Origin of the sequence: Campylobacter sp. CNRCH_2013_0855 (genome assembly GCF_025773025.1) — a bacterium.
Lineage (GTDB): Bacteria > Campylobacterota > Campylobacteria > Campylobacterales > Campylobacteraceae > Campylobacter_D > Campylobacter_D jejuni_C.
Window position 1 is genome coordinate 27,382 of the sequence record NZ_JAKMTE010000005.1, and the last position, 21,425, is coordinate 48,806.

General features: G+C 30.2%; 23 protein-coding genes. 9 read left to right on the forward strand and 14 right to left on the reverse strand.

The genetic code is table 11. The annotated features are described in order from the left end of the window. The 7 genes from purL to rpmH are packed head-to-tail and all read right to left on the reverse strand — an operon-like array spanning position 1 to position 6,719. Entirely contained in the window at positions 1–2,178 is a 2,178-nt protein-coding gene (gene purL / locus L8X40_RS03790; protein ID WP_263667346.1) for a phosphoribosylformylglycinamidine synthase subunit PurL, read from the reverse strand. 14 nt (positions 2,179–2,192) lie between these two features. Next, positions 2,193–3,521 (reverse strand): tRNA uridine-5-carboxymethylaminomethyl(34) synthesis GTPase MnmE, encoded by a 1,329-nt coding sequence (mnmE, locus tag L8X40_RS03795; RefSeq protein ID WP_263667347.1) that lies wholly within the window; start codon positions 3,519–3,521, stop codon positions 2,193–2,195. Then, a complete protein-coding gene (locus L8X40_RS03800; RefSeq protein ID WP_214100529.1) occupies positions 3,518–4,363 on the reverse strand; it encodes a Jag N-terminal domain-containing protein in 846 nt (281 codons plus the stop codon). The genes mnmE and L8X40_RS03800 overlap by 4 nt, the downstream gene beginning before the upstream one ends. Then, positions 4,347–5,927 (reverse strand): membrane protein insertase YidC, encoded by a 1,581-nt coding sequence (yidC, locus tag L8X40_RS03805; protein WP_263667348.1) that lies wholly within the window; start codon positions 5,925–5,927, stop codon positions 4,347–4,349. The genes L8X40_RS03800 and yidC overlap by 17 nt, the downstream gene beginning before the upstream one ends. Further along, positions 5,891–6,274, reverse strand: a complete 384-nt coding sequence (gene yidD / locus L8X40_RS03810) for a membrane protein insertion efficiency factor YidD (RefSeq protein ID WP_039617892.1) — start codon at positions 6,272–6,274, stop codon at positions 5,891–5,893. The genes yidC and yidD overlap by 37 nt, the downstream gene beginning before the upstream one ends. Next, positions 6,262–6,588, reverse strand: a complete 327-nt coding sequence (rnpA, locus tag L8X40_RS03815) for a ribonuclease P protein component (protein ID WP_192866626.1) — start codon at positions 6,586–6,588, stop codon at positions 6,262–6,264. The genes yidD and rnpA overlap by 13 nt, the downstream gene beginning before the upstream one ends. After that, positions 6,585–6,719, reverse strand: a complete 135-nt coding sequence (gene rpmH, locus L8X40_RS03820) for a 50S ribosomal protein L34 (protein WP_012661270.1) — start codon at positions 6,717–6,719, stop codon at positions 6,585–6,587. Before rpmH ends, rnpA begins: the two co-directional genes overlap by 4 nt. A gap of 139 nt (positions 6,720–6,858) precedes the next feature. Between rpmH and L8X40_RS03825 the strand changes: the two genes are divergently transcribed. The 3 genes from L8X40_RS03825 to L8X40_RS03835 are packed head-to-tail and all read left to right on the forward strand — an operon-like array spanning position 6,859 to position 9,157. Beyond that, complete coding sequence (locus tag L8X40_RS03825; RefSeq protein ID WP_232017402.1) at positions 6,859–7,332, forward strand: GNAT family N-acetyltransferase; 474 nt, start codon at positions 6,859–6,861, stop codon at positions 7,330–7,332. After that, positions 7,332–7,943 carry a uracil-DNA glycosylase family protein gene (locus L8X40_RS03830; RefSeq protein ID WP_263667349.1) on the forward strand — a complete coding sequence of 204 codons (612 nt, stop codon included), beginning with the start codon at positions 7,332–7,334 and terminating at the stop codon, positions 7,941–7,943. The genes L8X40_RS03825 and L8X40_RS03830 overlap by 1 nt, the downstream gene beginning before the upstream one ends. Next, positions 7,940–9,157 (forward strand): hypothetical protein, encoded by a 1,218-nt coding sequence (locus tag L8X40_RS03835; protein ID WP_263667350.1) that lies wholly within the window; start codon positions 7,940–7,942, stop codon positions 9,155–9,157. The genes L8X40_RS03830 and L8X40_RS03835 overlap by 4 nt, the downstream gene beginning before the upstream one ends. Here the strand turns inward: L8X40_RS03835 and L8X40_RS03840 are convergent. Together L8X40_RS03840 and L8X40_RS03845 are read right to left on the reverse strand one after the other, a co-directional pair. Then, positions 9,135–9,515, reverse strand: a complete 381-nt coding sequence (locus L8X40_RS03840) for a YbgC/FadM family acyl-CoA thioesterase (protein WP_263667351.1) — start codon at positions 9,513–9,515, stop codon at positions 9,135–9,137. The genes L8X40_RS03835 and L8X40_RS03840 overlap by 23 nt on opposite strands. Positions 9,516–9,525: 10 nt before the next feature. Next, positions 9,526–11,316, reverse strand: coding sequence for a pentapeptide repeat-containing protein (locus L8X40_RS03845; RefSeq protein WP_263667352.1), 1,791 nt, complete (start codon positions 11,314–11,316; stop codon positions 9,526–9,528). 138 nt (positions 11,317–11,454) lie between these two features. Between L8X40_RS03845 and L8X40_RS03850 the strand changes: the two genes are divergently transcribed. The 4 genes from L8X40_RS03850 (at position 11,455) to L8X40_RS03865 (ending at position 15,606) form a co-directional block, all read left to right on the forward strand. Then, positions 11,455–12,099, forward strand: a complete 645-nt coding sequence (locus L8X40_RS03850) for a thiol:disulfide interchange protein DsbA/DsbL (RefSeq protein WP_412175583.1) — start codon at positions 11,455–11,457, stop codon at positions 12,097–12,099. A 210-nt stretch (positions 12,100–12,309) separates the two neighbouring features. Further along, on the forward strand, positions 12,310–12,972 hold the full coding sequence (locus L8X40_RS03855; RefSeq protein WP_087700499.1) for a thiol:disulfide interchange protein DsbA/DsbL: 663 nt from the start codon (positions 12,310–12,312) through the stop codon (positions 12,970–12,972). A gap of 16 nt (positions 12,973–12,988) precedes the next feature. Beyond that, on the forward strand, positions 12,989–13,726 hold the full coding sequence (dsbI, locus tag L8X40_RS03860; protein ID WP_263667353.1) for a protein-disulfide oxidoreductase DsbI: 738 nt from the start codon (positions 12,989–12,991) through the stop codon (positions 13,724–13,726). A gap of 23 nt (positions 13,727–13,749) precedes the next feature. Further along, a complete protein-coding gene (locus L8X40_RS03865; protein ID WP_263667354.1) occupies positions 13,750–15,606 on the forward strand; it encodes an aryl-sulfate sulfotransferase in 1,857 nt (618 codons plus the stop codon). Between the two features lie 30 nt (positions 15,607–15,636). Here L8X40_RS03865 and L8X40_RS03870 read toward each other — a convergent pair whose 3' ends face one another. Both L8X40_RS03870 and L8X40_RS03875 read right to left on the reverse strand, forming a co-directional pair. Continuing rightward, entirely contained in the window at positions 15,637–17,031 is a 1,395-nt protein-coding gene (locus L8X40_RS03870) for an anaerobic C4-dicarboxylate transporter (protein WP_214100606.1), read from the reverse strand. 138 nt (positions 17,032–17,169) lie between these two features. After that, positions 17,170–18,438, reverse strand: coding sequence for a M20/M25/M40 family metallo-hydrolase (locus L8X40_RS03875; RefSeq protein ID WP_214126136.1), 1,269 nt, complete (start codon positions 18,436–18,438; stop codon positions 17,170–17,172). Positions 18,439–18,492: 54 nt separating this feature from the next. Here L8X40_RS03875 and L8X40_RS03880 point away from each other — a divergent pair, with 54 nt between their 5' ends. Together L8X40_RS03880 and L8X40_RS03885 are read left to right on the forward strand one after the other, a co-directional pair. After that, complete coding sequence (locus tag L8X40_RS03880) at positions 18,493–19,017, forward strand: thermonuclease family protein (RefSeq protein ID WP_214100608.1); 525 nt, start codon at positions 18,493–18,495, stop codon at positions 19,015–19,017. Between the two features lie 8 nt (positions 19,018–19,025). Then, on the forward strand, positions 19,026–19,211 hold the full coding sequence (locus tag L8X40_RS03885) for a hypothetical protein (protein ID WP_039617919.1): 186 nt from the start codon (positions 19,026–19,028) through the stop codon (positions 19,209–19,211). Here the strand turns inward: L8X40_RS03885 and L8X40_RS03890 are convergent. From L8X40_RS03890 to L8X40_RS03900, 3 genes are read right to left on the reverse strand one after another with little or no spacing between them, the layout of a single operon-like run. Then, a complete protein-coding gene (locus L8X40_RS03890) occupies positions 19,191–19,751 on the reverse strand; it encodes a hypothetical protein (RefSeq protein WP_087700505.1) in 561 nt (186 codons plus the stop codon). The two genes, L8X40_RS03885 and L8X40_RS03890, sit on opposite strands and share 21 nt — an antisense overlap. Before the next feature lie 2 nt (positions 19,752–19,753). Then, positions 19,754–20,629 carry a tRNA 5-methoxyuridine(34)/uridine 5-oxyacetic acid(34) synthase CmoB gene (cmoB, locus tag L8X40_RS03895; RefSeq protein ID WP_263667355.1) on the reverse strand — a complete coding sequence of 292 codons (876 nt, stop codon included), beginning with the start codon at positions 20,627–20,629 and terminating at the stop codon, positions 19,754–19,756. A gap of 37 nt (positions 20,630–20,666) precedes the next feature. Then, positions 20,667–21,416, reverse strand: a complete 750-nt coding sequence (locus L8X40_RS03900; protein WP_263667356.1) for a flagellin — start codon at positions 21,414–21,416, stop codon at positions 20,667–20,669. Positions 21,417–21,425 lie beyond the last annotated feature (9 nt).

The following is a 21,425-nucleotide window of genomic DNA, read 5'->3' on the forward strand; positions in this document are numbered from 1 at the left end:
TTATCCTAAATATTCATTAAATTTATCAAAATAAATTGTTTGTAGTTTTGCTAAAGATATCTTAATATCATCTAAAATAAAATCTTTTTCATTTAAATTTCCAAGTTTTGTAAATTTAATTCCCATTTCATTTGCAAATTTGATAAATTTTTCTTCATTTTTAACACCAACTATAACTCTTGTTGGACTTTCTTCAAAAATAAAACTCTTATCTTCAAAATCAGTCTTTACTTCAATACCTAAATTTGCCTTTGCGCTCATTTTAGCTAAAGTGATAGCAAGACCACCTATGCCTATGCTATTAGCACAATCAAGCAATTTTGCTTCGTTTGCTTTTAGTAAGAAATCCCATAGTTTTAATTCTGCGTTAAAATCTATATCTTCAAGCTCTCCTGCTACTTTTTGATCTAGTACTTTAGCAATCAAAGATCCACCAAAAGCACCTTTGCTTTCTCCAAGTAGATAAATAGCTCTAGTGTCTTTACTAAAATATGATTTTAAAACATTTTCTGCTTTTTCATTTACTCCAACACAAGTTATGGTTGGACTTGGAAAAATACTTACTCCATCGGTTTCGTTATATAAAGAAACATTGCCACTTACTACAGGGGTATTGAGTTCTTTACAAGCGAGCTTAATGCCTTCACAACCTTGTGCAAATTGCCACATTACTTCAGGATTTTGCGGGTTGCCATAGTTTAAACAATCACTAATTGCCAAAGGTCTAGCTCCTGAGCATGCTATTTTTCTACCTGCACTTGCAACGGCTGCTGCTGCGCCGATTTTTGGATTTACATAGTTTAATCTTGAGTTGCACTCAATTGCCATAGAAAGTAAGCAATTGTTTTCTTTAATTCTAATGCTATTTGCTCCTAAAGCTCCATCGCTTTTTAAAGTATTAGTTTGTACGCTTGAGTCAAATTGCTCATAAATATAGGCTTTATCGTTAGCATTTTCATTTGCAAGAAGTTTTTCAAATGCTTCTTGAGTAGGAATGTTAAGTTTAAATTGATAGTTTTTTATTTCATCTAAGTATTTTGGTTTAGCTACAGGTCTATCAAGTATAGGTGCTTTTTCACTTAGTGGCTCAATCGGGATTAAACCAACTAATTCATCATGCCAAAATAGCTCCATTTTGCCAGTATCTGTAACTTCGCCTATAATAGCTGCATCAAGCCCCCATTTATTAAAAATCTCAATAACTTTTTCTTCATAGCCTTTTTTAGCGCAAATTAGCATTCTTTCTTGAGATTCGCTTAACATTAACTCATAAGGAGTCATACCTTCTTCTCTCATAGGAGTTTTATCAAGGTAAAGTTTCATGCCGCTACCACTGCGTCCTGCCATTTCAAAAGAGCTTGAAGTAAGTCCTGCTGCACCCATATCTTGAATTCCAACTATATAATCAGTTTTGAAAAGTTCCAAGCAAGCTTCCATTAATAATTTTTCAGCAAATGGATCGCCAATTTGCACAGTTGGTCTTAAGCTTTTACTAGATTCATTAAAACTATCACTTGCCATCACTGCTCCACCAAGCCCGTCACGACCGGTTTTTGAACCTACATAAATTACAGGATTGCCTACACCTTCAGCTTTTGCATAAAAAATATCTTCGATTTTGCAAGTTCCAAGTGCAAAAGCATTAACTAAGATATTTCCATTAAAACACTCATCAAAAGCACATTCTCCACCTATGGTAGGTACACCCATGCAATTACCATAGTGTGAAATTCCGCTTACCACACCTTTAACTAAATATTTTTGATGTTTGCCTATTTTTTCATCATGGATATTACCAAATTTTAAAGAATTCATACCCGCAACAACTCTTGCACCCATGGTAAAAACATCGCGCAAAATTCCGCCCACACCTGTAGCTGCGCCCGCAAAAGGCTCTATAAAACTTGGGTGATTATGACTTTCTACTTTAAATACAGCCGCCATTCCTTTGCCTATATCTATTACTCCAGCGTTTTCACCAGGACCTTGGATTACCCAAGGAGCTTTAGTTGGAAAGCCATTAAGGTATTTTTTACTTGATTTATATGAGCAATGCTCGCTCCACATAGCAGAAATTACTCCAAGCTCTAGCAAATTAGGCTCTCTACCTAATATATTTAAAATTTCTTGATATTCCTCATCGCTAATTTTGTGTTGTTTTATAATTTCTTTATCCATTTTCTCTCCTTTTTTTATTTACCTAAACAAAAATTACTAAACATAGCATCTAAAATTTCATCTCTTTCAAAATCTTTTGTAAATTGGGCTATTTCTCCTATGGCTAAATTTAGTTCAAAAGCAAAAAGTTCTAAAGAACTTTCTTTTAATAAATCCCTTGCGCGCAAAATAGCTTCGCTAGCATTCTTGCAGGCATTGAGTATTAAGGTATTGCTTATTAGCATTCCATCACCATCTAAAGTATTTAAGTATTCATTTAAATTTTCCTTTATGGCTTGGGTGTTTTCTTGAGCACAAATGCGTATACAAGAAGTGCTAATTTCATGTTGAAATTTGGTAACTAGGTCGCTTTTATTTAAAACATAAATGATTTTTTTATCACAATTTTTTAAAGCTTGTAAAATACGCTCATCTTCTTCTTCAAATTCTTTAGAACCATCAAAAACAGCTATGATGATATCTGCTTCTTTAATGCTTTCATAGCTTAAATTAACTCCGATTTTTTCTATCTCATCATCTGCATTTCTTATACCTGCTGTGTCGATGATTTTGATTAAATGCGAGCCTATTTTTAAACTTTCCTCGATACGATCTCTTGTGGTACCTGCAATATTAGAAACAATAGCCCTATCAAAAGCCAAAAGTGAATTTAACAAGGAACTTTTTCCTGCATTTGGTTTACCGATAATAGCAACTTTAAAGCCCTCTATAAGTCCTTTTTTGCTTAAAGAAATATCTACTATATCGCGTAAAAGTTTTGAATTTTTTTCACACATAGTGATAATTTGATCAAGTAAATCTTGTGGTAAGTCATCATCTGCATAATCAATACTAGTTTCTACAAAAGCAAGAGTTTGAACAAGATCTATTCTAATAGAATTTAAAAATTTACTTAAATCACCTTTAATATTTTTTGCTATGATATTTGCAGCACTTGCTGATTTTGACATGATGGCATCTTGTATACTTAAAGCTTTTAAAAGATCCATTTTTCCATTTAAACAAGCTCTTTTGCTAAATTCACCAGGGTTGGCAAGACGCGCTCCTGTTAAAATAAGCTCATCGAGCAAAATTTCACTTAAAGAAAAGCCTCCGTGGAGTTGAAATTCTACTATATCTTCTCCTGTAAAAGAGTAGGGTGCTTTAAAATAAATTACTAAAGCTTCGTCTAAAAAATCGTTGTTGTTTTTATAAAGTTTGCACAAATGTGCATAGCGTGGTGTTAGTTCTTTTTTGTGGGTAATTTTTAATGCAAGCTCTAAAGCTTTTTCTCCACTTACTCTAATAATACTTATAGAGCCCACTCCATGGGCTGTGGCAATGGCAGCTATAGTATCATTCATTCATTTTTCTTCAAAAAATCATTCACAACGATGTATCTTTGATCGTCATTTTGTTTGATAGCTACATATTTGTCAGGAAAGCGTTCTCTTAATTTTTCTAAAGCAAGTTTTAGCCAAATTCCATCAAGTGGTTTTGTTTGAACTCTTCCTGTGTTTTCTACTTTTTCTATAAGAATTTTTAAATAATTTTCTATAGCTTGGGTTTGATTTTCTAAAAATTGAGCAATTTCTAGTCTTGGTTGAATTTTGTATTTAGCGCTAAGCCAATTATAAAGCAAATAAGAAAAAGCCTTATATCTATGAGCTTCTTTGCCTATAAGTAAAGCCGCATCTTCTCCATCAAGTTTTATCAATACACAATTTTCATCCCAAACACTAACTTGTATAACCTTGATGTCAAAATCAAAAGTTGCTAGTAGCTTTTCTAATGAAATTTTTATCTCATCGATATAAGAAGTGATATTTCTTTCTTCTGAAGATTCTTTATGAAATGAATCAAAAATGGCATCATTTTTTACTTTATAATGCTCCTTAGGTTGAGCAATATCTTCAATTGGTTTTTGAAAATTTTCTTTGTATTCTTTCTTTGGTTCGTTTTTATCAAAGTTTTTTTGCGTATGCTTGTTAAATTTCTCATTATGAAATTTTTTAGTTTTTTCTTGATGAGGTTTTTGAATTTTTTTATGCCCTTTGATACAAATAATAGCATTTTTTCTAAACAAACCAAAAAATCCTGCTTTAGCATGCTGAATAACTTCATATTCTAGATCAATCACAGAGCACTCAAGTTGCTTTGAGGCTTCTATGAGTGCGGTTTGTAAGTCTTTAGCTTCTATGTTCATGTTTAGCTATTTCCTCTTTTTTGTGGTTTTTGAAAAGTTTATTTACAATCACTTGTTGAATAAGTGAGCATATATTATTTACACACCAATATAAAGTTAAACCTGCTGGGAAGGTTAAGAAGAAGAAAGTGAAAATTAATGGTAAAAATTTCATAATCTTTTCTTGCATAGGATCTTGTATGGCCATTGGTGTGATAAGTTGTTGGATAAACATAGTTAGACCCATAAATATAGGTAAAATAAACCATGGATCCATTACGGATAAATCTGTAATCCAAAAAGCCCAAGGTGCAGCTTTAAGTTCTATGGCATTTAGTAAAACTCTATAAATTGCAAAGAAAATTGGAATTTGAATAAGTATAGGCAAACATCCACTCATAGGATTTGCGCCATGTTTTTTATAAAGTTCCATCATATGTAAATTCATTTTTTGCGGATCACCTTTATAGCGCTCTCTGATTTCTTTCATTTTAGGTGCCAAATCTTTGAGTTTATTCATAGAAATCATTGATTTATAAGTAAGTGGGAAAAGAATAATACGCACGATTAAAGTCATCACTACAATAGCCCAACCCCAATTACCCAAATAACCATGTAAGAAATTTAAAAATTCAAACATAGGTTTAGCTATAAAAGTAAACCAACCATATTCTACCACATCATCTAAATCAGCATGAATGCTTCTTAAAATTTCATGCTCTTTTGAGCCAACATAACCGCTTGCTTTAAAAGTATTTGTCGCACTTGCAAAAACGATAGAGTTTTCGCGATTATCTTTAGTAACTACAGCATTAAGTGGTTTTTCAAAATTATAAAAGAAAGCACTATAATAGCGATCTGAAGCTGCCATAAGGGTTACATTAGAAAAACTTTCATCATTTTCTACATCGCCATCTTCTAACATTGTGATTTTATCATCTTTATCTAAGATTAAAACCCCATGCACTGTATAGCTATCAACCGCTATATTTGGACGATAACCTGGAGTGATAAAATAAGCTGCGTCTTTGCTTAGATTAACCTCTAAATCGTAGTTTCCATATTTATGGAAAGTGATTTTTTTAGTTACTACTAAATCATTTAGATTTTGAGTGAGGATTAAGGTTGTGTTTTCATCGCTTACATTGATAGTTTTTTGACTTGTGGTATATGAAGTATTAAAAGCTTCTTGATTGATTTTTACATCGCTAAATCTTACTTCTAGTGGTAAAGGTGATAAAGAAGTATCTATTAGATTAATACTTTTACCATTTTCGTCTTTATATTTTTCATCACTTAGATAAAATTTAGCTATTCTACCTAAAGAGTCAATATGTGCTTCAAAATGCTCACTTTTAACAACTGCTATTTCTTCTTTTTGATTAACACTAAGTTCTGTTTTTGGAGCCTGGGTGTTTGTGCTTGTAGTGCTTTGTGGGGCTGAATTGTTTTGTTCTATTTGGGTGATATTTTGCTCAGTTTGTGGAGCTTTGGGGATAAAAAAATAATCATAAACTACAAAAAATAAAAATGATAATACAACAGCAATTAATATGCGTTTTTGTTGAGATAAATTTTCTGACACGGATTGTCCTTTGGAAATATAATCTTAATTAAAAAAAATTGATTATCGTTGCAAGGGATATAAAGATAGTTGAGTTGTTTTAAAGCATTAAAACTAGGTTTAAAACATATACCTGAGTTTAGATTATTCTTGCGTATTTTAGGATAATCAATACCACCTTTAAAAAACGGATTGCATTTTAAAATTCTTAAAAAAACTGCACCAAATGCTTTAAAAATATTATTTTTTTTAAATTGCCACAAGGCATATTCAGAGCAACTTGGGTAATACCTACAGCATTGTGGTTTAAAAGGACTGATAAAGAGTTGATAAAATCTGATAAGTTTTAGACAAGCTATTTTATACATCCTATTTTTTTCAAACCCCATTTCAAGTTTTTTTCTAATTTTAAAAAAGGAATTTCATTGATACTTGTTTTGGCTACAAGTATGTATTTTCCGTTTTCAACTTGATTTTTAACCTGAAAAAAAGCTGATCTTAAGAGCCTTTTGGCTCTATTTCTTACGACAGCTTTTCCAACTTTTTTGCTAGCAACAACAGCGAATTTTTTTTCATCACTTAAAATGTAAAAGATGATCATGCCTTCGCAATGCCATTTTTTACCTTCTTTATAAATTGTTGCAAACTCTCCTAAGTCGTTAATACTTAGAAAATCTTTTATACCGCTAATCTTTTTCTACCTTTAGCGCGTCTAGCATTGATCACTTTGCGACCATTTTTACTTTTCATGCGTACACGAAAGCCGTGAGTTCTTTTTTTAGGGGTTTTATGTGGTTGGTATGTTCTTTTCATATTTTTTCCTTAAACTTAAAATAAAAAACAAAATAATAAGCGAGTATGTTAGCAAAATCTTACTTAAATCTGCTTTTAATTAAGAGTTATTTTAAAACTTTTTGCTAAATTTTGATTTTATTTTTTAAATTAAGGAAAAATAATGGCTTTTGAAATTTGTGAGAGTAAAAAAGAAGATTTAGAAAAAATTTTGGAATTACTCAAAGAGCTTGCTATTCATGAAAATATGCTTGATGATGTAAAATGCACAACTAAAGAACTTGAAGAATCATTTTTTAAACATGAATATGCTAAGGCTTTGAGCTTAAAGGTTGATGGTGAGATAATAGGCTATGTGATGTATTATTTTACTTTTTCATCTTTTTGGGGTTTAGGTGGATTATACCTAGAAGATATTTACATACAACCAAAATATAGAAAAAAAGGCTATGCTAGAGCTGTTTTTAAATATTTAGCGCAAATTTGTAAAGAAAAAAATCTCAAACGCTTAGAGTGGGTTTGTTTAAATGATAATGATTTGGGCATTGAATTTTATACCAAGTTAAATGCAAGACATATGAGTGAGTGGAGAACTTATCGTTTAGAGGGTGAAAATTTAGAAGCATTGATGTGATGAATAAGCGTAGTTTGTATTATCTAAAAGCTTTTGGTTATGAATACTTTAATGAGCAAAAGCAAATTAGACATTTTAACTTAAGCTTTAAAGAATTAAATGAAAGAGTGAAAACTTGCAATCTTTGTCATTTTTCTAGGCTAAGAAAGCATAGTTTAATGGAAAAAGAAGCCAAAAATGCTAAAATTTTGATTTACCAAGCTTTTGTTGATAAAGAAGAAAATGAAAGTGGAAAGTTTTTTGCTTCTAAAAATAAGCAAGAGTTTTTAAGATTATGCAAAGAGCTTTTAAATTTAAAAGAAGATGAAATATATTTTTCTTATATGTTTAAATGTTTTAGTAATTTTAAAATAGATGATCAAGCATTAAAATTATGCTTGCCATATTTTTATAATGAGCTTGATTTTGTAAAAGCAAAGATTATTTTATGTCTTGGTCAAGAAGCTTTTGCGAGTTTGGGTTTTGAGAATTTTCAAAAATACAAAGGGCAATGTATGCGTTTTAATAATGCTTTGCTTTTGCCAAGTTATGATTTGAATTTTGTGAGTAAAAATCCTAGCTTTTATACTGAATTTATAGATGATATTAAAAAAATAAAAGGTTATTTATGAGAAAAAGTTTAGTTTGTTTGTTGATGAGTTTTGTTTTAACTTTAAGTGTTTTTGCAAAAGAGCAAAAGCCATCACCCATAGAACCTAGCGAATCTTTTTATCCTAATTTAGAATTTCAAAATTGTGACAATGATTGTTTGTTTACTTTGCTAGAAACAGGACTTTATTTTAATTTTTTATCAAGATTTAACAATGACAATGCAAATGAACTTTTGGTTAATATCTATACTAAACTTTTAAACTCCATTATAGATTTTGAAAAAAGAATTCAAAAAAATGCTAGCATAAAACTAGCTATTATTATACCTGAGCAAACGATTAAAAGCTATTCTAATACTATTATAAATTCAAGCATAGCGTATTTATTAAGACAAAGAGCACAAATAAAAGTAAAGGTGTTTTTAATAGGCACTGAAGATGAGAGCAAAATAGCTAAAGCTTTTAAACAAGCTCAAGATGAGAAATTTAATTATATCATCGCAGGTTTTACAGATAAGGGTGTGAAAATTTTATTAAAAGAAAATCTTGATTCTAATGTAAAAGTTTTCATACCAACTGCGCACAAAAGAAATTTTGATACGCAAAATGAAAATGTATATTTTGGAAGTATAGATTATCAAAAACAAATTCAAAGACTTTTAGAGTATTCAAATGGTAAAAATATTATTTTTTCAGATGGAACACCTTTGGCAAATCGCTTAGATGAGAATGTTTTAAACGCAGGGAATGGTAGTGAGAAAATTTATACTATTAATAGTTCTAAATTTGATTTTAGAAGCATTTTAAATCAAAATAGAAGTTTTCAAGATTCTAGTATTATTTTAAATACTTCTTTGATAAAAACAGCACTTATAAGCTCGCAAATAAGAACTTATGATATAGAGCCTTTTGTGCTATTATCAACTCAGATTAATTATAATCCTATTTTGCTAAGTTTAACGCAAATTAATGATAGAAAAAAACTTTTACTAGCAAATTCCATTTCTAATGAGGATCAAACTCTAAGCTATCTTAATGAGCTTTTTTCACAAAATATTAATTACAACTGGATAGCGTATGCAACTAGCGTGGGTCTTGATTATTTTTATACGCAGTTTTTAGATAAAGACTCTCAAAGAATTTTCGATGAGAGCTTAAATGATAATCAATTTGACTATAAGGTTAAGATCATACGCTCGCAAGGCTTAGGTTTTACTCCTTTGCAAAATCAGTAAAAACCTTAGCTATAGCCTCATCTATAGGGGCTACTTTTTCATTTTTTAAAAAAGCTAGGGTAAAATCAGCTTCAAAAAGCTTGGTATTTTCTTTATAAATCTCTTGTTTTATGCAAACTGAAGCTTTTTTAAGCTTTGTGATAAATGTTTTTACTTCTATAAGATCTCCAAGTTTAGCGGGTTTTAAAAAGTTACAATTTGCTTTTGTAAGTAGAAAATGTCCTGTGCTTTTGTCAAAAATTTTTGCATTTTTTTGAAAAAATATCTCACTTCTTGCTCTTTCGCAAAATTTTAAGTAGTTGCTATGGTATACCACTCCACCTGCATCGGTATCTTCATAATAAATTCGTATTTGCATTTAAAATCCTTTAGTTTGGTATGATAGTGTTTTTTCTTGCTGTTTTTTGAAGGGAAAAGATGATTAAACCTACTATTAGTGTATAGAGTGTGATTAAAAGATTTTCAAAAGCATTGTAGCTATTATCTCCGATGAGATTTGCTATGCCAAAGATTAGTTTTGGTTGATTTATAATACAACAAAGAATAACAGCAAATGAAAAAAATATTCTAAAAACATTCCAAAGCATAAAAATAAGTATATATGTGTAAAAAATAAAAATAAAGCCATTATAGCTTTCAAATTTATATATAAAATTTATATTTATATATTTTATTATACTATTGTTATTATATTCATTTATAAAGTGCTGAAAATTTAAACCATATTTTGAAAAAAAATATAAGCATAAAAAAACCGTTATGGTTGTAGCTAGCCATTTTAAATTTAAGACCAAATCTGTATGATGATCACAAAGATTTCTATAAAATATTAATTGCCATTGTTCAACTTTTTCTTTTAAGGTTTTATCTTTTTGGTGTTTTAATTCCAATTCTCTAGCATAAAGCTCTTGTGCTCTTAATTCTGAAGCATCGATTAGATTGTGATGAGCTATGCGGTTGCTTTTTAGTTTTCTAAACAAATCTCTTAAATTTGCTGGCTTTGTAAAATCATCATTTTTGTTTTTATTTTCTAAATTTGGTAGCTTTGTTAAATCATTGCTGTCTTTGCTTATGTCTTTAAAGTTGTATTGTATATGTTCTTGTTTTATATTAAACTGATTAGAAAAAGTACAATTTATAAATTTTGGTTTGCTATTCAAAGTAGTATTGTCAAAAACTACGATATTGTTAAATATTACATTTTTAAAATTTAAATCTTTTATATACATGTTTTCAAAATTGACAATGCCTTTAAAGGTAGTATCTTGAAAATGGTATATTTGATCTACTATATCATTAGTGTTAGTTTCATTTAGTTTTTTATCGGAGATAAATTTAATGTTATTAAATTTCACCTCGCTAAATATGATTATATTTTTAAAAAAAGAAGTGTTTCGAAATAAAATTGAATCTTTAAAATTTGTATGAAAAAAAATAACTACATGGTTAAAATTTGTATAGCTAAAACTTGTTTCACTTTCAAATTGCGCTATACTAAAACTAATCTTAGCTTTAAATTCCACACTATCAAAAGAAACTTTACCTTTAAAAAATGTTTCTCTGAAATTATTTTCTATGTTTTCTTGACTTGTATATTCAGCTAAGAATTTTGCTTCTACAAATCTAGCTTCGCTTTCAAAGCGTGCTATTTCAAAACTAACTCTAGCTTTAAATTTCACACTATCAAAGAAGGCTTTATCTTTAAAAACTACCTCTCTGAAATTATTTTCTATGTTTTCTTGGTTTGTATACTTGGCTGAGAATTTTGTTTCTATAAACCTAGCTTCGCATTCAAATTTTGTTAAACTAAAGTTAACTTGGTTGCTAAAAAGTGCACGTGAAAAATCAATTCTTTTTTCAAAAATACATTGTTCAAAACTGACTTTTTTATGAAAATTAGATCTTCTAGCAGTAATTTGACTTTTAAAAACACAGTCTATGAAAAATAATTCTACATTATTATCATTTGCAAAATAAATATAATCGATTTCGCAGTTTGCTATAGTGATCTCGTTTATTTGTTTTTGTTCTAGAATGCTTAAATCAATTTTATTGATATTGGTATTGCAAATAGTTATTGTATTCTCATTTATTTCTACATTTGTATCTTTGATATTTTCTTGTACTAATATACCATAAGATTCTAGAAGCTTTTGCATTTATTTTGCCTTGTTTTATGTGTCTAATAAATTGTAAATTTTATCTAAAATGCTATAAGAAAAGCATAAAATATTCTTGATTTTATATCTTATGTTAAAATTGTATTTTATATCATCAAAAAAAGGAAAATCATGCAAGTGTTGCAAAAAATGTTTAAATTACTAGCTATTATAGCTTTTGTTTTTAGTGTAAATGCTAATGCGTTAAGTGAGGGTAAAGAGTATATTACCTTAAAAACGCCTATCCCAAATGCACAAAATTCTTTGATAGAAATTTTTTCTTATCGTTGCATTCATTGCTATAATCATCATCAGTTTCACACTCTAGCAAAGGTTAAAGAGGCTTTGCCAAATTTAAAATATGATCTTTTTTCGGTAAGTTCTATGCTCGAGTATGGTGGTGCTTTAAATGAGATGTTTGCTTTAGCTTCTTTTAAAGAAAAAGCTTTAGGTTTAGATGTTACTAGTGAAAAAAGTCTTACCTATAAGCTTGCTGATGTGTATTTTATAAGTCATTTTGAGCAAAAGTTAAATTTAAACAATCTTGATTTATTTTACAAAATAGGCTTAAATGCTATCGGTGCTAATAAAGAAGAATTGCAAAAATTTTTACAAACTAAAGAAGCCAAAGAGCTTTTAGCTGCTTATGATGTGGCTAATGAAATTTCAAGAAATTATGGCACGCCTGCTTTTGTAGTAAATGGTAAATATCAAATCAATCCTGAATATATCACTTCTTTAGAAGAACTAATCCGTATAGTTAAAGAACTTTCTACTAAATAATGCTTTTAAAAAAGCATTATTTAGCAATCTATCTTCTTTTATTTTTATGATAATATATTATCGTTTTTTTTTTTTTTGATAATTGCATTTTATTTTGTAAATTTTTTCTTATATTTAATAAATATTTAAGTTATGTTAATATAGCTTTACAAAGTTTATAATAAGTATTTGTAATTTATTATAAATAATAAAAAAATAAGGAGAAATAAAATGAATTTTAACTTTAGTAATTTGTCTAAAGCAGTAGCAATAGCTGCTTTTGTTTTTGGTGTGAGTGCAAATGCGCTTAGTGAAGGCAAAGAGTATATCACCTTAAAAACGCCTATCCCAAATGCACAAAATTCTTTAATAGAGGTGTTTTCTTATCGTTGTACGCATTGTTATGATCATCATAAATTCAATACAATCTCAAAAGTTAAAGAAAAATTACCACAATTAACTTATAAATTTTATCCTGTTAGTTCTATGGGTGATTATGGAAAGCAAGCTAATGAAATTTTTGCTTTTGCTGCTTTTAAAGATGAACAAAATAAAGTAAGTCAAAGTGATAAAAATAGTTTAACTCATAAAGCTTCTGAAGCATATTTTAATGCTTATTTTAAGAAAAAACAAAGATGGGGAAATGGAGCCAATCCTGAAGCGTTTTATGAAGTAGGATTAAAAGCAATTTCAGCAAGCAAAGAAGATTTAGATAAGTTTTTAAAAACTCCTGAAGCGGGTAAAATTTTAAAATCTTATGAAAGCGCTAATGATATTTCTAAAAACTATGGCACACCTGCTTTTGTAGTAAATGGTAAATATCAAATTACACCGCAAGCTATCACATCTCCGCAAGCTTTGATAGAAATAACAGAAGAGTTAAGTAAGATGTAAGTTTTTGGAGTATTTTATGAGTTCTTGTCCTGTTAGTAGAGTTAGTGCTTGGCAAAACACTAGAATACCTTGGTTGATAATGGTTGTAGCTATGATAAGTTTAACTTTCATAGCACACTTTTTGTTTCAAGAATACCTTTATATGGAGCCTTGTGAGCAGTGTGTTTATATAAGATTTGCCATGTTAACTATGGCTTTTGGTGGTATTTTAGCCTTGATAGATCCTAAAAATGATTATTTGAAAATTTTTGCATATACTTTTGTATTTTGGGGTATATGGCTTGGTATAGAGTATTGTCTTACTCTTAATCATATCCACGAAGTAGTACATTCAGAAAATCCTTTTGCTGGTGTTGATGGGTGTAGAGAAATTCCTATATATCCTTTTAATTTACCATTGCATGAATGGGCACCAGGATGGTTTTTACCAACAGGTGAGTGTGGTATGGATACACCTATAGTACCTGAAGATGTTTATGGTAGTTTAAATGCTTTTCAGAAATTTTTTGTTGGAACTCCTCCAAATTTTGAAGATGGGTTGTATAGTAATGGTTGGTATTTGATTCCTAGTATGGAATTTATGAATATGGCGATTTGCTGCTTATTGGCTTTTGTTGTTTGTTTGGTGATTTTAGGAGGCATGTTTGTTTCTTATGTATTTTCACACCCTAAGGCTAAAATTTACGCTTTGATTGTCTTGGTGTTTGTGATTATTCTTAAAATTTTAGGTGAGCCAAGTGTGCAAATGGCTTAGTAGTATTAAAAAAAGGAGAAAAAATGAAAATTAGTAAAATTGTAAGTAGTATTTTGCTTGCTAGTAGTGTTGTTGTAGTTGCACCTAATGTTTCTTTAGCTATGGGTGGACCTAGTGGTGCTAGTATTAATTGGGAAATTCAAGGTAAAATTGGTGCTATAAAAATAAATCCTTATGGTTTATCCCCGCTTAGTGCTGTAATTATGGATGGTGGATACAAACTAAGCGATGTAAGCGTAACTATAGTTCCAAAGCCAAATGGACAGACTATATCTTATAAGGTTAGCCCTAGTAAAATTAAAACATATGGAGGAATTCCTGTTTTTGGACTTTATCCATCATATTTAAATACAGTAAAAGTAAGTTATACCAAAACTGCTTTTGGAAAAAGTGAAAAAGTAGTAGATGAGGTATATAAAATAGCAACTGGTGGAGTAAATATAGAAGCTAGTGGAAGTCTTATGCAAAGAGGTGTACCTTTTGAAAAAGTAGAAGTGATTAAAGTAGATAAGGGTTTTGAAGATAGATTGTATTTGGTTAATAATGCTCCAGGAAGACAAAGTGGTAAAGGTTCTCAGTCTGTATGGAATAATCCAGCAGGTGGTGCAATGGAGTGGGATGAGAATTCAAATGCATTTATCATTGATACAAAAGGTGAAATTCGTTGGTATTTAGATAGTGATAAATTAATGGATTGGGGTAATATCTATAAGCGTGGTATTATGATGGGTTTTCATCAAAATGAAGATGGGGCTTTGAGTTTTGGATTTGGTCAAAGATATGTTAAATATGATTTGATGGGTAGGGAAATTTTTAACCGTATTTTACCTTTTTCTTATATAGATTTTTCTCATTCTATGGATGATATGCAGAATGGAAATTACCTTTTAAGGGTAGCTTCTGCCAATGTTAAGCGCCCTGATGGTAAAAATGTGCGTTCAGTGCGTGATGTGATAGTAGAAGTTGACAAAAATGGCAATGTGGTAGATGAATGGAGACTTTTTGAAATTTTAGATCCATATAGAGCTAATATTATAAAAGCTTTAGATCAAGGTGCTGTTTGTTTGAATATCGATTCTAGTAAGGCAGGGGTTACTTTGAGTGATGAGGATTTAGCTAAAATGGATGCAAGTGATTCTTTTGGCGATATAGCAGGCACTGGAGTAGGGCGCAACTGGGCTCATGTAAATAGTGTAGATTATGATCCAAGTGATGATAGTATTATTATTTCAAGTCGTCATCAAAGTGCTATTATAAAAATAGGACGTGATAAAAAAGTAAAATGGATATTAGGAGCACACAAAGGATGGGGAGAAAAATATAAAAAAGCACTTTTACAACCTGTTGATAAAAATGGCAAAAAAATAGTTTGTGAGGATGAATATAGCAAATGTCCTGGTTATGAAAATGAAGAAGGTGGCTTTGATTTTACATGGACACAGCATACTGCTTTTAGAATAGATGAAAAATCTGATAAAAGATATGTTTATATCACAGCTTTTGATAATGGTGATGCAAGGGGTATAGAGCAACCTGCTTTTGCTTCGATGAAATATTCAAGAGCGGTTGTGTATAAAATAGATCAAAAAAATAAAACCGTAGAACAGGTATGGGAATACGGAAAACAAAGAGGTAATGAATGGTTTTCACCTGTTACTTCTTTAACTGAGTATCATAAAGATAAAAATTCTATAGTGGTTTATAGTGCTACTGCTGGAATGGCTTTTGATTTAAATAAAGGTGTTGCATTGGGTGAGCCAAGACCTGAAATAGATGAATTTAAATGGGGAGCTAAAGAACCTTCGGTACAAATTCGCTTTAGTGGAGCAAGTACTGGTTATCAAGCTATGCCTATTGATTTAGAAAAAGCATTTAAATAAGAAAAAGGGCTTTTTAAAGCCCTTTAAATTTTATAAATATCCTGCACCTAAAGCTAAGAAATAACCTACTATACAAGAAACAATCACACCAATTAAACCCGGCAAGATAAAACTGTGGTTGATAACAAATTTACCTATTTTTGTAGTACCTGATCTATCAAATTGTATAGTTGCAAGATCACTTGGGTATGTTGGTAAAATATAATATCCATAGCAAGCTGCTGCAAAAGCAATGATAATGCCTGGTTCAACACCAATGCCTAATGCAAGTGGCACAAAAGCTGCGATTGCCGCTGCTTGAGAATTAACAAATTTAGAAATTAATAAAAGCATAACCGCATAAGTCCAAGGGTGTTCTATAACGATATTACCTAAAGATTCTTTCATCATAGGAGTATGCACTGCAAACATAGTATCTGCCATCCAAGAAATTCCAAAAACAGCCACTAAAGCTATCATGCCTGATTTAAAAATTTCATTTTTTGCAATTTTACTTGCATCAAGTTTAGTAAAGATGATTAGCGCTGCACCTGCTAAAAGCATAAACATTTGAATCACAGCAACCATATTCATAGGTTTAGTAACACCTTTTGAGGTAAATTGTGGTCTAAGTTCTGGAAAAGCTCCAAGTATGGCTACTATCGCAATGGCTCCCAAGAAAATCCACATAGCTACCCATTGAATAGTTGGAAGTTTTTGTCCAAGAAGAGTTTTGCTATCACCGTAGATGTATTCTCTTTGTTCTGGATCTTTGATTCTTGCTTGAAAATCTGCATCTTTATCAAGATCTTTCCCTCTAAACCAAGAAAAAATTCCTATAGCCAAAACACCTACCAAGGTAGAAGGTATAGTAATGGCAAGTAAATCTACATAACCATCAAATCCTACTAAAGGATGTTTGTTAATTTCTGGATTTAAAAGTAGTGCTGTTAAACTTACAACAGCAACTGAAACAGGGCTTGCAATAATACCAAGCTGAGAAGAAATACTAGAAGCAGCCATTGGTCTTTCTGGGCGAATACCATTTTTAATAGCAATATCATAAATAATAGGCATCATGGTATAAACAACATGTCCTGTTCCGCAAAGCATGGTAAGAATGCAAGTTACAAATGGAGCTAAAATAGTTAAGAATTTAGGATTTTTTCTTAAAACTCTTTCTGCAACTTGTAACATTACATCTAAACCACCGCTAGCTTGCAGGGTTGCACTAGCAACAACAACAGCTAGGATAGTAAGCATAACATCAATTGAAGGTTTTCCAGGTGCTACGGCAAAACCAAAACTTAAAACTAATAAACCTATACCGCCTAATAAACCAAGAGCGATACCGCCTTTTTTTGCCCCATAAAAAAGACAAATAAGAACTACAGCTAGTTGGATACTAAATTGAGTGCCTTCGCTAAGGCTAGTTAGTATTTCCATACTCTCTCCTTGTTTGTAAAATATGCGAGAGTATAATGCAAATTTTATTAATAGTAAATAAAACTTTTTATTATTTAAATAAATATTTACCAATATTTTGAATTTATTTGTCAAAATATTGGTTTTTTTATCTATATATTACTGGTGATTTTTTAAAATTGTAAAAAGAATTTTACTGATTTTTTCGATAGAAGCTATTTCGCATTTTTCATCTGTTGAATGTGGACTATATATATTTGGCCCTATAGAACAACATTCTAGAGGTTGTTTTTCACTTATAATACCACATTCTAAACCAGCATGTATAGTGTAAAGCTTGGCGTTTGGATTTTCTTTTTTAAAATAACTTAGAATTTCTTCTCCAAATTTAGTATCTTTATTAGCCCAAGGTGGATAAAAATTTGCACTTGAAACATTACAATTTTGCATTTTAAAATAAGTTAAGGTTTCAAATTCTATATTTTTAAGCTCTTGTAAATCATTTGATCTTGCAAAAAGTTCAAAATGAAATTTACCTTCTTTTTCATAAGCTAATGAAAGATTGATACTTGTTTGGACTAAATTTAGATGATGATTAAAAGTTCTAACACCTTGTGCAAAAGCATTGATAAGATTTAAAATGATTTGAGAGTTTTTATAATATGTTCTTTTGATTTTACCTATATAATTTACTTTAAAATGATTATTTTCTTTTGGAGGATTTTTAAAAAACGCTACGATTTTAGCATGTTTTGGTATCGAATTTATTCTCTCGCCTGCTTTAAACTCGCAAAGTTCGCCTTGATTTTGAGTGATAAAGTAACTTGCTTCTTTGATAGAAGATTTGATGTTTTTAACAATATCAATCCCTGAATGTCCACCTTTAAAATCTATTGCCTCTATTTCATAGCATTCATCTTCTTTTTCATCTATTTCTAATTTCAAATTAGCAAAAATATCTACTCCGCCAGCACAACCTATAACAACTTCATCATCGCTTTCATGGTCTAAATTTAACAGCTTGTTTGAAATCAAAGTATGCGTAAGATTATTTGCTCCACAAAGGCCAACTTCCTCATCATTAGTAAAAAGACATTCGATATTTTCAAAGTCTTTTAAAGCTTGCATCATTAATGATACTCCTATGCCATTATCTGCACCTAAACTTGAGTTTTTAGCTTTTAAATATCCATTTTCTTCATACATTTGTATATTTGGAGCCTCCCCCATGCAAACCATATCATAATGGCTTTGTAAACAAATTTTTGGATTTCCTTTGTATGCGTGGATATTACCTGCATTATCAACGCTTACTTGACAGTTGTGACTTTTAGCAAAATCAATGAGAAAATTTTTTAATTCTTCGGTTTTAAAACTACAATGAGGTATTTGAGTAATTTGTTTAAAATTTTGTATAATTTCTTGCATAAATTTCTCCTTTTTATTGTAATTATGGCATATTTTTATATAGATGAGGTTTAAATGAAAATTTCTAAAAAGCAAATTAAATTATCAATAACCTTATTAAAAGAGCCAAAGAAATTTTTAATTGTGCTTTTTTTAGTCGCTTTTGCTTATGTTTTAAATTATGATAACGGCTCATATATCAATGCTAAAGTAAGTCGCGTGGTAGATGGAGATACTATTGAAGCTAGATTTGAAGATGAAAAACTTAAAATAAGACTTTTTGGTATAGACGCACCTGAGAGTGATCAAGCCTATGGAAAAATGGCTACGCAATTTTTAAAAGCTATTGTATTAAATAAAGAAGTTGTTTTAAATGTAAAAGATGAGGATAAATATGGTAGAATTTTGGCCATTGTGTACTTAAACGATAAAGATATCAATCAAGTTATGGTTAAAAATGGTTTTGCTTGGGCTTATGAATATTATAGTGATTTATATGTAAATGAGCAAAACTATGCTAAAGAAAATAAAAAAGGTTTATGGGTAGATGAAAATCCTATAGAGCCTTATAAATGGCGTAAACAAATAAGATTAAAATAGGAAAAGAGATGTTTAAAAAAATATTTTTCATTGGGTTTGTAGTATTGTTTTTTGGTGGCTGTTTTGTAAATGAAAGAGGAATTTCAAACCGCTTTTATGATGATTGCAAAGAATATTATGATGCAAGTGGGACTTACCATAAAGAATGCCCAAAGAACTGGGTAGATTTACCTTTAACCCCCGATTCCTTTTAAGGCTGCATTGAGTTCTTCTTGTGTAGTTTCTTGTTTAGCTGGTTCTTGCTGATTTTGATTGTTATTTGTTGTTTGTGTTTGTTTGAGCTTGAATATATGCTCTTCTGTTGTAACAACTTGAAAAGAAGCATCAAAAATTTTAATCTCATTTACAAAGCCAACCACTTTAACTTCTCTTTTTCTTGAGTCGTCACTAAACAAAGCGCTTGCTTCAAGATTTAGGATATCTCCAACTTTTAAAGGAGCATAGAAAAAGCTTCTTGAGCCTATTAATACGCTAAACTCTTTATTGATTGCAGCTTGAGCTATATAATTTGCCGCGTTAAATACAAATCCACTATGTACTAGCCCTAATTCATCTACTGCCATATCATGAGTTGTGATTAAAATACCTTTGGCGAAATTTTTTTCTATATGAGAAATACTTCCTGCTAAAGTATTATTTATCCCAGGACAAGTGATAAGTTCTGATTTAATGCGATTTAATTCTTCAGGATCTATTAATTCTTCTATACTAACAGCACTTGCTACTCTTGCCATTTTTACACCTTTAATTTAACATAAACTCTTTTTGGTGCCTCATAGCCTTCACAAGTTAAATTTGAATCTTGCTTATCTAAAAATTGATCTAAAGAATAAGAATCAATCCATTGTGTTTTTCTTTGTTCTAAAAGATCGGTTTGCTTAGTTGTTATGACTTCAAATTCACTAAATCCAGCTCTATGGCACCAATTTCTTAAACCCAATATCGACGGAATGAAAAAAATATTTGGTATTTTTGAATAAGTTTTTTGAGGAATAAGTGCTATTTCTCTTTCATCTTCTATATACATAGTATCTAAAAAGACTATGCCATTTTTATTTAAAGATTGCTTGAGTTGTTTTAGCATGGCTATAGGATCACTACGATGATAAATTACTCCAAGGCAAAAAATCACATCAAATTTTATGCCATAATTTGGCACATCAGCTACACCTAAAAGCTCATATTGTATAGGAGTTTTTGCAATAGAGTTTAAAAGTAAAAATTGTAAATAATACTTAATAGAAGGATCAAAACCTATGAGTTTTGAAGGACTAAATTCAAGCATTTTAAACATATAATAACCATTATTACAGCCAATATCTGCAACTATTTTACCTTTGATTTCTTGCATATATGGCTTTAATATATTAAATTTTATAAAACTTTGCCATTCTGTGTCTATAAATAAATCATTAATTTTAAAAGGCCCTTTACGCCAAGGTTTTAATTCTAAAGCGATATCTTTAATCTCACTATCTAAGCTTTTATCACAAAAAATATCAAAACTTTCATTTATAAGATAATTTGAGTTTTGAACTTTTGTGCTAAGTTTTTGAATTCTTTTATATAAAGGATGTTTTAAAATTTGCTTTAACAAAGCATTATCTTGCATATTTTTCCTTGAAAAACTCCCTTATTTGAGAGTTTTATTATTGAAGTAGGCTTGCTAGTTTAGTTTGTAACATTACATTTGAATGAGCATTTGCAAATAAAAACGCATTTTCTTTTAGATAATTTGCATTAAAATCATTGATATTTTGTGCTAAGTCGTTATTTTGCAATTTGCTTTCAGCTTCTTTGGTATTTATGCTAGTTTGCAAAGATGAGTTGATATTAGAATGAATAGCGTTAATCCCAGCACCAATATCTGCGCGTAAAGAACTTACTTGATCTTGAAAATCGCGAATTCCATCTTGGTTTTCAAGGCTTAAATTTGCTGTACTTGGTTGATTTAAATTAATACTTTCAACCCCAGCTCCAACAACAAAATCCATACTTTGGAAAACATTTTTTCCGTTAAAAGTTGCATTTGAAAATGCATCATTGATTGAACTTATAAGTTTATTTGCTTCAGCGTTTAGCATACTTTTTTGTCTGTCATTTAATGCAGCGCTATTTGAGCGTACAGAAAGTTCATTAAGTCTATCTGCAGTAGCTGATATATTGCTTAGTGTTGAATCGGCAATTTGTAAAACACCCACTGAATCATAAGCGTTTAAAATACCTTGATCTATAGTGCTATACTGACTTCTTAAAGAATCAGCTATAGCTAAATTTGCCCCATCGCTTCCGTCTATAGCACGCATTGCGGCTATATTTTCTAAAGCTTTTTCTTGGCTTTTTTGAGCTTGATTTAAGTAATGGTTTTGTTGAGTTGTTCCTATATCGCCTATTTTCATCTTTGACTC